13 protein-coding genes are annotated in these 13,530 nt (G+C 63.8%); 9 read left to right on the top strand and 4 right to left on the bottom strand.

What is annotated here, in order from left to right; translation table 11 throughout:
- Nucleotides 1–16: 16 nt before the first annotated feature.
- Complete coding sequence (locus IPP90_11025; protein MBL0171245.1) at nucleotides 17–877, top strand: acyl-CoA thioesterase II; 861 nt, start codon at nucleotides 17–19, stop codon at nucleotides 875–877.
- 20 nt (nucleotides 878–897) lie between these two features.
- Here IPP90_11025 and IPP90_11020 read toward each other — a convergent pair whose 3' ends face one another.
- A complete protein-coding gene (locus IPP90_11020; GenBank protein ID MBL0171244.1) occupies nucleotides 898–1,263 on the bottom strand; it encodes an MmcQ/YjbR family DNA-binding protein in 366 nt (121 codons plus the stop codon).
- Nucleotides 1,264–1,425: 162 nt separating this feature from the next.
- Between IPP90_11020 and msrA the strand changes: the two genes are divergently transcribed.
- The gene (gene msrA / locus IPP90_11015) at nucleotides 1,426–2,037 is read left to right on the top strand and encodes a peptide-methionine (S)-S-oxide reductase MsrA (protein ID MBL0171243.1); all 612 of its coding nucleotides are present in this window, start codon (nucleotides 1,426–1,428) and stop codon (nucleotides 2,035–2,037) included.
- A gap of 72 nt (nucleotides 2,038–2,109) precedes the next feature.
- On the opposite strand, the gene IPP90_11010 is transcribed toward msrA, so the two are convergent.
- Entirely contained in the window at nucleotides 2,110–3,270 is a 1,161-nt protein-coding gene (locus tag IPP90_11010; GenBank protein MBL0171242.1) for a hypothetical protein, read from the bottom strand.
- Between the two features lie 108 nt (nucleotides 3,271–3,378).
- On the opposite strand from IPP90_11010, the gene IPP90_11005 reads away from it, so the two are divergent.
- The 6 genes from IPP90_11005 to IPP90_10980 are packed head-to-tail and all read left to right on the top strand — an operon-like array spanning nucleotide 3,379 to nucleotide 11,365.
- Entirely contained in the window at nucleotides 3,379–5,142 is a 1,764-nt protein-coding gene (locus tag IPP90_11005; protein MBL0171241.1) for a DUF885 domain-containing protein, read from the top strand.
- A 12-nt stretch (nucleotides 5,143–5,154) separates the two neighbouring features.
- A complete protein-coding gene (locus IPP90_11000; protein ID MBL0171240.1) occupies nucleotides 5,155–6,291 on the top strand; it encodes a Gfo/Idh/MocA family oxidoreductase in 1,137 nt (378 codons plus the stop codon).
- Between the two features lie 20 nt (nucleotides 6,292–6,311).
- Nucleotides 6,312–7,979 (top strand): DUF885 family protein, encoded by a 1,668-nt coding sequence (locus tag IPP90_10995; GenBank protein MBL0171239.1) that lies wholly within the window; start codon nucleotides 6,312–6,314, stop codon nucleotides 7,977–7,979.
- Complete coding sequence (locus tag IPP90_10990) at nucleotides 7,976–9,607, top strand: peptide ABC transporter substrate-binding protein (GenBank protein MBL0171238.1); 1,632 nt, start codon at nucleotides 7,976–7,978, stop codon at nucleotides 9,605–9,607. The genes IPP90_10995 and IPP90_10990 overlap by 4 nt, the downstream gene beginning before the upstream one ends.
- On the top strand, nucleotides 9,604–10,551 hold the full coding sequence (locus IPP90_10985; protein MBL0171237.1) for an ABC transporter permease: 948 nt from the start codon (nucleotides 9,604–9,606) through the stop codon (nucleotides 10,549–10,551). The genes IPP90_10990 and IPP90_10985 overlap by 4 nt, the downstream gene beginning before the upstream one ends.
- 1 nt (nucleotide 10,552) lies before the next feature.
- Nucleotides 10,553–11,365 carry an ABC transporter permease gene (locus IPP90_10980; GenBank protein MBL0171236.1) on the top strand — a complete coding sequence of 271 codons (813 nt, stop codon included), beginning with the start codon at nucleotides 10,553–10,555 and terminating at the stop codon, nucleotides 11,363–11,365.
- A 59-nt stretch (nucleotides 11,366–11,424) separates the two neighbouring features.
- Here the strand turns inward: IPP90_10980 and IPP90_10975 are convergent, their stop codons facing one another.
- On the bottom strand, nucleotides 11,425–12,363 hold the full coding sequence (locus IPP90_10975) for a D-2-hydroxyacid dehydrogenase (GenBank protein ID MBL0171235.1): 939 nt from the start codon (nucleotides 12,361–12,363) through the stop codon (nucleotides 11,425–11,427).
- A gap of 383 nt (nucleotides 12,364–12,746) precedes the next feature.
- On the opposite strand from IPP90_10975, the gene IPP90_10970 reads away from it, so the two are divergent.
- Nucleotides 12,747–13,043 carry a hypothetical protein gene (locus IPP90_10970; protein ID MBL0171234.1) on the top strand — a complete coding sequence of 99 codons (297 nt, stop codon included), beginning with the start codon at nucleotides 12,747–12,749 and terminating at the stop codon, nucleotides 13,041–13,043.
- Nucleotides 13,044–13,102: 59 nt separating this feature from the next.
- On the opposite strand, the gene IPP90_10965 is transcribed toward IPP90_10970, so the two are convergent.
- On the bottom strand, nucleotides 13,103–13,525 hold the full coding sequence (locus IPP90_10965) for a hypothetical protein (protein ID MBL0171233.1): 423 nt from the start codon (nucleotides 13,523–13,525) through the stop codon (nucleotides 13,103–13,105).
- Nucleotides 13,526–13,530: the final 5 nt, after the last annotated feature.

Here is a 13,530-nt window from a genome sequence, read left to right as displayed (position 1 = left end):
TCTCCAGTCTCCCACCATGCCCATCGTCACTGACCTCGTCTCACTGCTCGAGCTGGAAGCGCTTGAGGTGAACATCTATCGCGGGCAGAATCGCGACTTGGGCACCGGACGGGTGTTTGGCGGTCAGGTGTTTGCCCAGGCGCTGGTCGCGGCACGGCGCACGGTCGATGAGCCGCGCGAGGCCCACTCGGTGCATGGGTACTTTCTGCGCGCCGGCGATCTCAAGGCACCCATCGTCTTCTTTGTCGACCGCCCCCGCGACGGCGGCAGCTTCACCAGCCGTCGCGTCACGGCCATCCAGCATGGCGAGGCGATCTTTCATCTCTCGGCGTCATTTCATGTCGCGGAGTCGGGGCTGGATCATCAGGGAGGCATGCCGGACGTTCCACCGCCGGAGAGCCTGCGCAACGAGCTTGACGTGTTGCGGGAGAAGGCGGAACACCTCCCGGCCTCACTTCGCGCGGTGCTGACGCAGGATCGGCCCATCGACTTCCGCATGGTGCCGTTGGCCGATGATGACTGGCGCCATGGCGCGCCGGCGCGTGCCGCGTGGTTTCGCGTGGTGGCGGACCTCCCGCCCGACATCATTGTGCATCAGGCCATCCTTGCCTACGCCTCCGACTATGGCTTCCTGCCCACGAGCCTGACGCCGCATCGCGTAGAGTATCGCGATCCGCGCCTGCAAATGGCCTCGCTCGATCATTCCCTGTGGATGCATCGGTCGTTCCGCGCCGACGAGTGGCTGCTGTACGTGATGGATAGCCCGTCAGCGGCGGGTGCTCGCGGTTTTGTGCGGGGGCAGATCTTCACGCAGGCGGGCGTATTGGTTGCGTCCGTGGCACAGGAAGGGCTGATCCGACTGCGCGAACCGCGCTGAGGCTACCGCGCGTTGGTGTCCTAGGCGTCGAGCCGTTTCAGGATGCCCTTGGGGGCGGTGCGTCGATACCCGTCGTCCAGCAGCTCGCGGATCGCGCTCCAGTCGGGTGTGTGGTCGAGCCAGACGCCGATCCACCCACTGGGTCCGACGTAGGGAGGCACAAAGAACCGGTCAGGCGCCGAGCGTACCATGAGCTGCTGGTTCTCTCTCGCCGCCTTGATCCACACGGCGGGTCGTCCGCCGCCGTGATGGTTGGCGGCACTCGCGTACATGGCAAACAACTTGTTGCGCACGCGAAAGGTCGGTTCGCTCCACGCCTCCTGCTCGTGGGCTTCGGGGAAGGACAGGCAGAGCTTCCGCAGGCGGGTGAGCGGACTTGGCGGCATTGGGCGAATGTACCGTGGCGGTCAACACCTCGTCCAAGGCTCTCGCGTACGGGAACTTCGCGCGGCGTACCCGGATATGTAGTCGGGCAGGGGCGGCAGTTCATTCTCTTTTGGAGACATCACGTGCGTCGTGCAGCGAGCGTTCTGGGTGCGGGTGTGGTGATGGTGTCCATGGCATGGGCCAGTCTGCCCGCGCAATCCACGATGAAGCCCGCGGCGACGGCGGTGATGCAAACCGCGGTGTTTGCCGGCGGCTGCTTCTGGGGGGTTGAGGCCGTCTTCGAGCACCTGAAGGGTGTGAAGTCGGTGGTGTCAGGCTATGCTGGTGGCAAAGTGGTGAACCCCGACTACGAGACCGTGAGCAGCGGTCGCACGGGACATGCTGAGGCCGTCAAGGTCACGTTTGATCCATCGGTGGTGTCGTACGAGACATTGCTCAAGGTGTTCTTCACGGTCGCGCACGATCCCACGGAGCTCAACCGTCAGGGCCCCGATGTGGGGACGCAGTACCGATCAGCCGTGTTCTTTACCGGCGCGGACCAACAGAAGACCGTCACCGATGTCATCGCACGGATGACGGCCGCCAAGACCTATCGGAGCCCGATTGTCACGCAGGTGGCGGCGCTGGACAAGTTCTATGACGCTGAAGCGTATCATCAGAACTACCTGTACAGCCACACGACGCAACCGTACATCGTGTACAACGATCTGCCGAAGATCGAGGCGCTGAAGAAGCAGTATCCGACGCTGTGGGAGAAGACGAGGGGGAAGTAATGGGGCCAAGTACCAAGTACCAAGTACCAAGTACTAGGTATCAGGTACTAGGTACTAAGTACTGATTCTCGATCAGCGGAAGCGGAGACGGACAATACTCTCGAGCCCCTCGTCTCCGCTGTGCACTGCCACTACGGTGGTGCCGTTGATCGACGGGAAGCCGTTGAGCAGATCAATGTCTGCGGGCCATTCGGCGATGGCGATCAGCGCGCCGTCTTTGTTGTACACATCCGCTTCGCGCGGGCGGCCGTCCAGGTGGGAACGTTCAACCCACAACTCGCCGCCCAGCGTCCACGCCAAACCGACGACGGGCGGCTTGGCCGAGGGAACTCCGAAGGGCAGATCGGTCTTTTGTGCGTTGATGGTGCTGTCGGCTCGGCGACGTTCTGCGGCGGACAGCGTCACCGGGGGTATCGTGCGTTTGAGTGTCCGCACCACACGACCGTCGGCGCCGAAGACGGTCACATCGTACTTCGAACCCACCGCTTCGGCGCGGACGCCACCCGGGCCATACGCGCGCAGCCACGCGGGGCCGAACGGCTGCCGGAAATAGCGCTGCGAGACGCCAATCTGCTTGCCCGCCGCGTCCTTCTGCACTTCGGTAACCTTGTGCACGCCCGCATTGGCACCCTCCGGAATCTTCAGTGTGTCGACGCGCAGAACATCACCGGTCTTGGAGCGCCGAACGCTCAACGGGCGAAAGCCTCCGCTGGCTTGATCGAACGAGATCGTTTCGTCGACCAGCGAGCCATCAACCGTGAAGACAATGGGAAGGCGACTTCCGCCGGTGAATTGCTTGAGGGGAAAAGTCGCGACGCTGGATGCGGGGTTCGAGCGCACATTGATGACCTGCATTCGCGCGTTTCCTTCGTCGCGAACCCAGAGCATACCGTCAGGGCCAATGGTGATGGTGGCGAGCCCCTTGAATTCGATGGGCCCCGACCCTTTTCGGCCGATCCGTGAGGCCAGAGCGCCCGATGGCGAGAAGGCGCGAATCTGATCGTCATCCCAGTCAGACACGAAAATTCGACCGGCAGCGTCGACGGTAAGTCCGGTGATGCGCCCGAAGTCCGCTCCGTCGGCCGCGTTCGTTCCGCCGATGGTCAGGTCGACAGTGCCTTTCCAGCGGGGCGGCGTGGGTTGGACGGCGTGCGCATTGGCGAAGGCGAGACCGATGGATGAACCGCAAAGGACGCGAAGCACGCGAAGGAGAAGACCGATTCGACGGATCATGGGAACGGGGATTGATATTGAGCGCGGAAACAATGTGGGGTGAGGACAGGCTACGAGACGCTACGAGGTGGTTGCCGGGAATGCGAGGGGAGCGCAGCTTCCACCGTCATGATCTCATCCATACGGTCCCTTGTCGTCGGCAGTTGCACGCTGCTGGCGCTTTCTGCGGTGACCTGGCCGCGCGAGGCGCCGGCAACGCTGGTGGCGACACCGGCGTTTGCCGCTTTTGTCGATCAGTACCTGCTCGACTTTGCCCGTCGACATCCGTCGATTGCCGCCGGGAACGGCATTCACGATTTCGATGGCGCACTCGATGACTTTTCGGCTGCGGCCATTCAGCGTGAGATCGCGGAGCTGAAGCGGGAACGCCTAGCACTGCGCGCCTTTTCTGCGGCGCAGCTTACGGCCGACGAGCGTGTGGACCAGAAGATCCTGGACGGCGTAATTGATGGCTGGCTGCTGGAACAGGAGACCCTGCAGAACTGGCGACGGAATCCGATGGTGTACGCGTCGGCGTTGAGTGATGGCGTGCACAACCTGATGACCATGGAGAATGCGCCGGCCCCAGTGCGCATCCGGCGGATCATCTCGAAGCTCGCGGGTCTGCCCGGATTCCTCGCGGCGGCGCGGGCCAACATCACCAATCCGCCACGGCTGTTCGCCGAACGCGGCGCCGCAATGATGAAGGGTGCGTCGGGCATGCTGGCCAACGATGTGGTACTGGCGTTTGCGTCGCAACGTGACACCCCGCTGATGGACTCGCTGCAGCGCGCGCTGGCGGCGGCTCGACCGCCGCTCGATGCCTATGTCGCATGGATGGAGCGCGAGGTGATTCCGAAGGCCAGCGGCGATTTTGTGATTGGCGGCGATGCCGTCGCGCGCCGCTATCGGGCCGAGGAGTTGATCGATGTCCCGTTGGATACGCTGGTGCGCATCGGTGAACGCGAGTTGGCCAAGGGGCAAGCGGACTTTCGCGCGGCGGCCGCGCGCATGGCGCCCGGGCGCGACGCGCAAGCGGTGTGGCAGGCGGTGCGCCGCGATCATCCCAAGCGTGGTCAGGTCACCATCGCCGCGCAGGCGATTGTCGATTCGCTCACCACGTTTGTGCGCGCCAAAGGCCTGGTGACGGTGCCAACCGGAGAGCGCGTCGTCGTGGCGGCAGCACAGCCGTTTGACCTTGGCTTTGCGTCGATGCACGCCTCACCGCCGTTGGAGCGCACGCCGGTGCAGAGTTTCTTCTATATCACCGATGCGAACGCCGACCAGCCAGTGGCACAGCAGGAAGCGTGGTTGGAGCGCTTCAACTATGCGTCGCTCACCAACACCGCGGCCCACGAAGCGATGCCGGGGCACTGGCTGCATTCGCAGTTCATGCGCAAGACACCGGGTAAGGTGCGGCGCATCTGGATCGGACTGAACCCGTTCCCGCAACCGTCGTCCGGGCAGGATGGCTGGGCGCACTACGCCGAACAGTTGGTGGTGGAGCAGGGGTATGCCAATGGCGATCCACGCTATCAACTCGCGCAGGTGAGCGACGCGCTCACGCGGATTTGCCGATTGCTCTCGGGCATCAAGGTGCATCGGCGCGAGTGGACGCTGGATCAGGCGCAGGCATGTTTCGAGCGTGAGGCCTATGTGGCGACACCCGCGGCTCGGCGTGAAGCCGAACGCGCCACCTACGATCCCACGTACGGCGGCTACTTTCTGGGCAAGCGCGGACTGCTGACGTTGCGCCGTGATGTGCAAGCGGCCCAGGGCGCCGCTTTCAATCTGCGCGCGTTTCACGAGCGCATTCTCACCAACGGGATTGCGCCTATCTGGGCGCATCGACAGCTCCTGCTGCCTGGCAACACGGCACCCGTCATTCAATAGGAACCGCCAGCGATGAGTCGTCCGGAGAAGGTTCGAGTTGGCGTGCTGGGTGCCGGCGCGTGGGCGCGCTTCGCGCACCTGCCGGGATACGTGCGCGACCCCCGCTGCGAGTTGGTGGCCATTGCCGATCCGGTGGTTGAGCGGGCCCGGGAGTTTGCCACGGAGTTTGGCATTCCCCATGTGTACGACTCGCACGAGGCACTGATCGCGCGCGACGACCTTCATCTCATTGATGTGTGCACGCCCAGCGCCACACACTTTGAACTGGCCATGGCGGCCTTGCACGCCGGAAAGCACGTGCTGTGTGAAAAGCCGGTGGCCTATGACTTTCAGGAAACGCGCCGCGCCGCCGCGCTGGCCCGCGCGAAAGGGCTCAAGACCAAGCTGGGGTTCACGTTTCGCTACAGTCCGGCCATGCAGTACATGAAGGAACTCATCGACGACGGTTTCGTGGGCACGACGTTCATCTTCAACGGCTACGAGCAGAATTCGCAGTGGCTGGATCCGCAGAATCCACTGCGCCAGGTGGATCACGAAGCCGATCCGTCCGTCATTCAGGTTTCGTCACTGGAAGGCTATGGCGCGCCAATCATGGATCTGGGACACCTGTTCATGGGCAGTCGCTTCAAGGCCGTAGTGGGGACGATGAAAAACTTCATCCCCGAGCGCATGGTGCGTGCCACGGGCACCATGATGCGCATGAACATTGACGATGGCGACATATTCATTGGTGAGTTCGACAGCGGCGCAATCGGCTCCATCCAGACCAGCTTCGTCACGGTGGGAAATTATCCGGGACTTGAAGCGCGCGTGTATGGCAGCAAGGGCGCGCTGATCTGCCGCCTGGTGGAAGAGAACGGCGTGTGCGAGTCGCTCAAGGCCGCGACCGGCGATCAGGTGGAGTTCCGTGAGCTTGAGGTGCCGGCACGATTCTATCCACCCGGCGGTTCCAAAGCGGAATCGTGGCGTTCGTTGTTCTACGCGAATCTGGTGCACTCGTTCATCTCCGAGATCCTGAGTGATGGCGTGGAGAATGAGGGCAATTTCGAGGACGGTGCGCACGTGCAGGAATTGATCAACGCGGTGGAACAGTCGTTCCGGGAACGGCGCTGGGTGTCGATCCCGTTGGCTGTGGGAACCGACTCCTGAGCGCCGCCACTGGGTCCGGGGTGCTGGACGCGTTCTTTGCACAGTACTACGCAAGACATCCGGTCACGGCCACATTCACGGGCGTCCACGCCCATGATCGCCGGCTCCCCGACTGGTCGACGGCGGCGCGGCAGGCGGACGTAAGCGAGATGCGGGCGCTGCATGCACGGCTGGCGGCGGAGTTTCCGTTTCCGGTCGGCGGTTTTGCGTCGTTGCACCACGACGCGGACGCTTTGGATGCCGAACTGGCGCGAGCCAATCTCGAGGTGCGCATCGCCGAGATTGAAAGCGGATTCCTTCACGATCGGAATCCGGCACTTTGGACGGGTGAGGCGATCTTCGGGTGCGTCTCGTTGATGATCCGTGACTTCGCTCCGGTGGCCGAGCGGGTGTTGGCGCTGCGAGCGCGCGTGGCGGGAATCCCCGGGTTTCTGGCGGAGATGCGCCGTGCGGTGGTAGAACCGGTTCCGGTGTTGTGGCGGCAGAAGGCGCAGCGGGAATGTGCGGCGGCGCAGGACTTGTTGGGGGCAGGTCTGGCCGAGTGGATTGTCGCGACGGGCGCTGTTGGATTGACCGCAGGGGACGCTGAGGTCGCCAAGGCCCGCGACGCGTTTTCAGAGGCGGCGGCGTGGCTCGAAGCGCTTGGCGACGCAGACGCCACTGCCTACGCGTGCGGGGAAGCGCTCCTGGGCACTTTGTTGCGGCGTGGTCATTTTTGCAGGAAAGAACCGCGCACACTGCTGGCGCGGGCCACCGAGGCGATGGTTGAGGCGTCGGCGCAACTTGACGTGGCGCTCGAATCGTTCAGCGGTTCGTGGGCAGCGGCGCAGGCCGCGATGGTGGCTGATCGGCCAGGCGTTGCCGAGTACTATGGCGCATTTGCCCGTCGGTGGATTGAGATTCGCGAGGGCGTATTAGTTCGCGACGCCGTCACGTGGCCCGACTGGCCCATTCGGTATGTGCCGATTCCCGCGTGGGCCCGGGCGGTTGCGCCGCAGTTGTATTGGCTGTTCTATCGCTCGCCGGCGCCGTTCGATGGGTATACCGAGTACGACTATGTGGTTACGCCTGTCGACGCCTCAATGCCACCCGAACTGCAAACGGCCCGCTTGTCGGCCTGGAACCACAGCGTGATCACACTCAATCACGTGGTGCACCACGGTGGCATGGGCCATCACGTCCAGAACTGGCACGCGATCCATCGGTCGACCTCGCGGGTGGGTACCGTGGCCGCCGTCGATGCGGCAAGTCGTATTGGCATGTTCCTGGGCGGCTCCATGGCTGAAGGGTGGGCCTGCTATGCCACGGGCCTCGCCGAAGAGTTGGGGCTCCTCTCACCGTTGGAGGTGGTGTCGGAGCGTCACACCGGGGTCCGGTTGCTGGCGCGGGCCATCGTCGATCTCCGTTTGCATCTGGGTGATTGGTCGTTCGACGAATGCGTGCGATACTACGAGTCCACCGTGGGGATGTCGCGCGAGGTGGCGACCGCCGAGACGACGAAGAACAGCATGTTTCCGGCAACGGCGCTGATGTACTGGCTGGGCACGGACGGCATACTCGAACTGCGCGCACGACACCGTCTGGTGCAGGGTACGGACTTCTCGCTCCGGGCATTTCACGATGAACTTCTGGGACGCGGTGCAATTCCCGTGCTGCTGGTGTCGCAAATGATGGAGCCGGGATCATGATCGGCTTGGTTGGGCCTATCCGGCGGTCGGCGTCACTGCTGGCAATGGTCGGGCTGCTCGGCGCGGTCGGCGCGTGCGGTCGTGGCGACACCAATCGCCGCGGACCGTCGAACGACTTGCTCATTGTGGGCTACGATCGCGAGCCCGACACCATGAATCGGTATGCGACGCACATTCTCGAGGACATCGAGTCGTGTGTGGTGGAAGGGCTGGTGGTGAACGACGAACGTATGAACATTGTGCCGTTGCTGGCGGCCAAGGTGCCGACACTGGAGAACGGCGGCGTGGTGCTGCGGCCCGATGGCGGCATGGATGTGACGTGGACGCTGCGACCAGGCGTGAAGTGGCATGATGGCGTGGCGCACACGTCGGCCGACGTGAAGTTCACGGTCGATGCCATCAACAAGGGCGACTGGAAGCCGGAGAGCGTCGACGGATTCGATCGCATCACGGCGGTGGATACCCCGGACTCGTTGACCGCCGTGGTCCATTACCGGGAAGTGTACGCGCCGTATCGCCTGCAGTTTGTGCGCGGGACCTTGCCCAGGCATGTGCTGGCGGGACGCGATCTCAATGCGGCCACCGACTACAATCGCGCGCCGCTGGGCACGGGACCGTATCGCGTGGCGGAGTGGAAGACCGGGGAGTACATCCTGTTGGAGCGCGTGGCCAACTATTGGCAGGGCGCGGAGTACCCGAAAATCCAGCGTCTCTTGTTCAAGTTCCTGACCAATACCACCACGCGCATCAATCAACTCAAGTCGGGTGAGGTGCACCTGGTGGCGCTCGTGCCGTGGGACAAGGTGCGTGAGCTCCGCCCCCTGCCGGCGCTCCGATTGAATCAGGTGATGGGAAACGGGTACGAACACGTGTCGCTCAACGAGCAGCGCTTCGCGCCGTTTCGCGAGGTGGCCGTGCGACAGGCGCTGGCCCATGCCGTGGACCGTACGCTGATTGTGAACACCCTGCTGGACACGCTCGTGCAGGTGGTGAATGGACCCATTCAGCCGCTGTCGTCGGCGTACGAGCCCGCGGTGCGCGCCTACAACTATGATCCTGCGGCGGCCCGTCGGTTGCTTGATGGCGGCGGGTGGCAGCCTGGTGCCGACGGTATTCGCGCCAAGGGGGGAACGCGGCTGTCGTTCACGCTTATCACGCAGGCGGGTTTTGCCATCCGTGAAAATGTCGCGCAGGCGCTGCAGCAGCAGTTCCGCGAGATTGGCGTTGAGGTCAAGGTGCAGCTGGTCGACGGTACGGCCATCAGCAGCCTGTGGTTCAATGGCGACTTTGATGCGATGCTGCATTGGTGGCAGCAGGGCGCCGATCCCGAGATCACGCTGTTCTTCGCGTCCGACCGTACGCCGCCGGCCGGCCGCAATATCAACTACATGAAGGATGATGCGCTGACCAAGCTGCTGTATCGTTCCGATCGCACGGTGAACGAAGTGGAGCGCAGCGGGCTGTTGAAGGAGGCGCAGCGCCGACTGGCGGAACTCGCGCCGGAAATCCCGCTGTACAATACGGCAAAGATCGATGCGGTCCCGGCGCGTCTGCAGGGATTCACGGGTAACCCGACCAACGCGGGCCCGTTCTGGAATGTGTACCGCTGGGAGATGGCGCCGCCGTGATGCGAGTGGTCGGTCGTCGCGTCGCGCAGTCCGTGCCGTTGCTGCTGCTGATCTCGCTCCTGCTCTTCGGGCTCTTGCACCTCGCGCCCGGCGGACCACTCTCCATGTATCTGGAGAATCCCAATGTCCGACCGGAAGACATTGAACGCCTTCGCCGCGCGATGGGGCTTGATCGACCCGTGTCCGTGCAGTACGTCACCTGGCTGCTGGCGTTTGTGCGCGGCGATTGGGGATACAGCTACGCGGATGGACGACCGGTGCTCGATCGCGTGGTGGAGCGGATTCCGGCTACGCTGGAGTTGATTGGGGTTGCCGCGCTGATGGCGTTGTTGGCCGCCGTGCCGGCGGGCGTCCTGGCGGCCGCGCGTCGCCGCGTGGACCTCATCACCAATGGTGTGGCGGTGGCGGGCATTTCGCTCCCGGTGTTCTGGTTCGGACTGTTGCTCCAGCTGGTGTTTGCCAGTGCACTGGGGTGGCTGCCGTCGTCCGGGCGCCGATCCTTCGATGGTGGCGACCTGATTGATCGCCTGTCGCATCTGGTGTTGCCGGCGACCGTGCTGGCGGTGGTGTTGGCGGCCGCGTGGTCACGGTACCTGCGACGCGCCGTGCGCGAATCGCTGGGCATGCCGTTCATTGAAGTCGCGCGCGCGCGCGGTCTCTCCGAGTCGCGCCTACTGTGGCGACATGCGTTGCCGCTGGCGCTCCCGACGTTCGTCACCGTGGTATTGCTGGACGCTGCCATGCTGGCGTCCGGTGCGGTGGTCACCGAGAGCATCTTTGCGTGGCCGGGCATCGGAAGCCTGTTCACGGAGTCGCTGGCGAAGCGCGACTACGCGGTGCTGATGGCGTTCCTCATGATTGGCTCGGTGGCGGTGTTGCTGCTGAACCTGCTGGCGGATGTGTTGGTCGTGTGGCTCGATCCGCGGGCGCGGCAGGGGAGCTGAGATGCGTATCCCGAATCGATTCGCGCACCGCCGGCGCGACCACGCCGCGCTCGTAGCGGCCCTCGCCATCGCGTTGCTGGTGCTCGCCGCGCTGTTGGCACCGCGACTGGCGCCATTCGCCGTTGATGCGCTCGACCTGGCGCATCGCCGCGCCGCGCCGTCGGGCGTACACTGGTTCGGGACGGACGAGCTGGGGCGTGATCTGCTCACGCGTGTGCTGTTCGGCGCGCGGGTCTCGTTGGCCATTGGCTTGATTTCCGCGGCGGTCAGTGTCGCCATCGGTGCGGCGATCGGCGCAACGGCCGGTTACGCCGGTCGATGGGTGGATGAAGTACTCATGCGCGCCACCGATGCGATGCTGTGCATTCCCCGACTGCCGCTGTTGATGATCACTGCCGCCTTTGCGCGGCCGAGCGTTCTGGTGTTGGTGGTCCTGGTGGGGGTGGTGGGCTGGATGGAGACCGCTCGGGTGGTGCGGGCGTCCGTACAGTCGCTGGCCTCCCGTGACTACGTGACGGCGGCGCGCGCGATGGGCGTGGCCCCATGGCGTGTTGTGGTACGACACGTGTTGCCGGGCGTGGTTCCGGTGCTGGCGGTGGCGACCACGCTGGCGGTGGGTCGCGGAATTCTCCTGGAAAGCGCGCTCAGTTTTTTCGGTGTGGGCGTGCAACCACCCACAGCCAGTTGGGGCAACATGCTGTATCAGGCCCAGACCACGATGACCAGTGAACCGTGGCTGGCGGTCTTTCCAGGCGCCATGATTTTCGTGACCGTGCTGGCGTGCAACGCGGTGGGCGATGCGATTGGTACGTAGTACTTGGTACCAAGTACTTAGTACTTAGTACTTGGTACTTGGTACTTAGTACTGCGTACCTAGTATCCCCGCTCCCGATCGACCACCCACGCCGGCGTCTCACCGCGCTCGATCGCGGCCAGGCATTCGAGAAATCCCACCACGGCACCCTCGTTGGTGGTGAGGCCGGAGATGTGCGGCGAGATCATGACGCGGGCATCGTCCCACAGCGGCGACGTTGCGGGCAGCGGCTCCACATCGAACACGTCCAGCGCGGCGCCGCGCAACCAGCCGTGGGCCAGTGCATCCGGTAGTGCGGACTCTTCCACGACCGCACCCCGACCGGCGTTGATCAACACGGCGCCGTTGCATCTGGCGAGTAGTGCGCGCGAGAACAGTCCGCGCGACGCCGCGGTCAGTGGCACCGTAAGCACGATCCACTCGGCCTCTGTCACCAGGGCCGACAGGGCGCCGGTGGCGGCGAGTTGGGCGAACACGGCGTCATGACCGCGCCCGCTGCGGGAGACACCCGTGACATGACAACCCAGCGCCCCGAACAACCGTGCGACCTGCGTCCCGATGTCTCCGGTCCCGACCACCAGCACGCGTGATCCGTGCAGCATGGCGGTTTCGCGCGGTGACCACTGATGCAGCTGCTGAGCGGTGTGCAGACTGACGATCTGCTGGGAAAATGCCAGGGCGCGAGCCAACGCCCATTCGGCAATCCGCGGTCCGAACGACTCGGAGGTACGCGTGAGCAGGATCTCGCGCGGGAGCTCGTCGGGGTACAGCCAGGAGTCCACCCCGGCACCGGTGCAGTGCACCCATGTGATGTTTCCCATCGACGGCAATGGGGGACGCCGAAAGCCGACGTAACTGTCGCCCCAGGCCAGATCGTCCGCCGTGAGTTCGGTATAGCGGTTGCCGCGGATGTCCAGGTCGGGTCTGGCCGCGCGGAGGAGCGCGGTCAGTTCTGCGTGCGCGTTTGCGCCAATGACGATGCGTTGAGGCACTGACACAGCTTGGCTGTTGGGAGTCACACAGGGCAAGTCACGCCACGCCAAGTTTGTTTATTGATCAGCCCGCTTGACGAATATTCGTAGATGCAGAAACACTTGAGTACCTCCGGCGAATCGACCTGCTCATTCGTGCAGGTGATCCCGGTCTTCACAATTTTTGGAGGCTTCATGTTCCTTCGACGTGGACTGGCCGCACTCGCGGCAGTAGTCGCACTGGGCAGCTCGGCACAAATCGCGCAGGGACAGGCGGCGTTGACGGTTGCTGGTCGCGTTCTGCTGGGTTAGCGGGGGGGCGCCCGGGGGTTCCGGGGCGGGGTTACGGTTGTGGTCAGGGACTTTATGGCGGCAACTCACACTCCGATGTCGACGGCGACAAGACCACGTTGCTCGGATTGCTTGGGACAGTCTCCTATAGACTTGGTGACGCGACCAAGCCGGGCGTCTCCCTGATCGGCAACATCGGCATGTTGCAGCACAAGTATTCATCGGACAAGTTCCCGAGCTACGATGATTCGCAGTCCGGTCTTGCCTACGGCGGCGGAGCCGCGTTCTCGATACCGCGCGGCAACATGAATCTCTACGCGGTGGTGCGGTATCTGATGGCCAATATTGATGACGAGACCACGGCCTTCGTACCCATTCAGGTCGGTGTCACCATTCCGCTCGGCTCCAAGAAGTAGCCGGAAGCGGTTACGCATGGCGGCGGGGCTCACGCAATCGCGTGGGCCCCGTTTGGCATTCAGGGCGTGATGGACAACGACGTCACGGTAATGATGCCGCCGCCATCGGTGGCCGGCGTGCCGTACTTGATTCGTGTCGGATAGCCCAGCGTGGGATGGTAGGTCACTTCGAGCAACGACGAGCGCGTGCGCTGCTCGGTGTCGATGAAGTCGAACAATCCCTCGATGGTTGGGCGATAATTGAGTGGAACCGCCTGGCCGGACGATTCCACGACCAGCGCGGTCATGACATTGTTGCGGACGGTCGCGCGCAGTGCCGCGGCAAAGTTTGGCGTACACTCGCAGGAATGACTGCTGACGTACGTGTAATTCTTGGCGTTCTGCGATTGCCAGAACTCCCGTTGTGTCGCGATACCGACGGTATCGAGAGGACCCTTGCCGAAGCAGCCTCCCACGAGGACGGCCAGGGCGACAACGGTCACAACAG

Source organism: Gemmatimonadaceae bacterium, from assembly GCA_016720905.1.
Taxonomy (GTDB): Bacteria; Gemmatimonadota; Gemmatimonadetes; order Gemmatimonadales; family Gemmatimonadaceae; genus Gemmatimonas.
The sequence above is the reverse complement of the archived record's forward strand: the minus strand, read 5'-3'. Positions and strand labels throughout refer to the sequence as shown.

Coding starts and splice junctions, on each gene's coding strand:
- IPP90_11005 (MBL0171241.1), top strand. CDS start 3,379: ATGATCTCATCCATACGGTCCCTTGTCGTCGGCAGTTGCACGCTGCTG.
- IPP90_11020 (MBL0171244.1), bottom strand. CDS start 1,263: ATGCCGCCAAGTCCGCTCACCCGCCTGCGGAAGCTCTGCCTGTCCTTC.
- msrA (MBL0171243.1), top strand. CDS start 1,426: ATGGTGTCCATGGCATGGGCCAGTCTGCCCGCGCAATCCACGATGAAG.
- IPP90_11000 (MBL0171240.1), top strand. CDS start 5,155: ATGAGTCGTCCGGAGAAGGTTCGAGTTGGCGTGCTGGGTGCCGGCGCG.
- IPP90_10980 (MBL0171236.1), top strand. CDS start 10,553: ATGCGTATCCCGAATCGATTCGCGCACCGCCGGCGCGACCACGCCGCG.
- IPP90_11025 (MBL0171245.1), top strand. CDS start 17: ATGCCCATCGTCACTGACCTCGTCTCACTGCTCGAGCTGGAAGCGCTT.
- IPP90_10990 (MBL0171238.1), top strand. CDS start 7,976: ATGATCGGCTTGGTTGGGCCTATCCGGCGGTCGGCGTCACTGCTGGCA.
- IPP90_11010 (MBL0171242.1), bottom strand. CDS start 3,270: ATGATCCGTCGAATCGGTCTTCTCCTTCGCGTGCTTCGCGTCCTTTGC.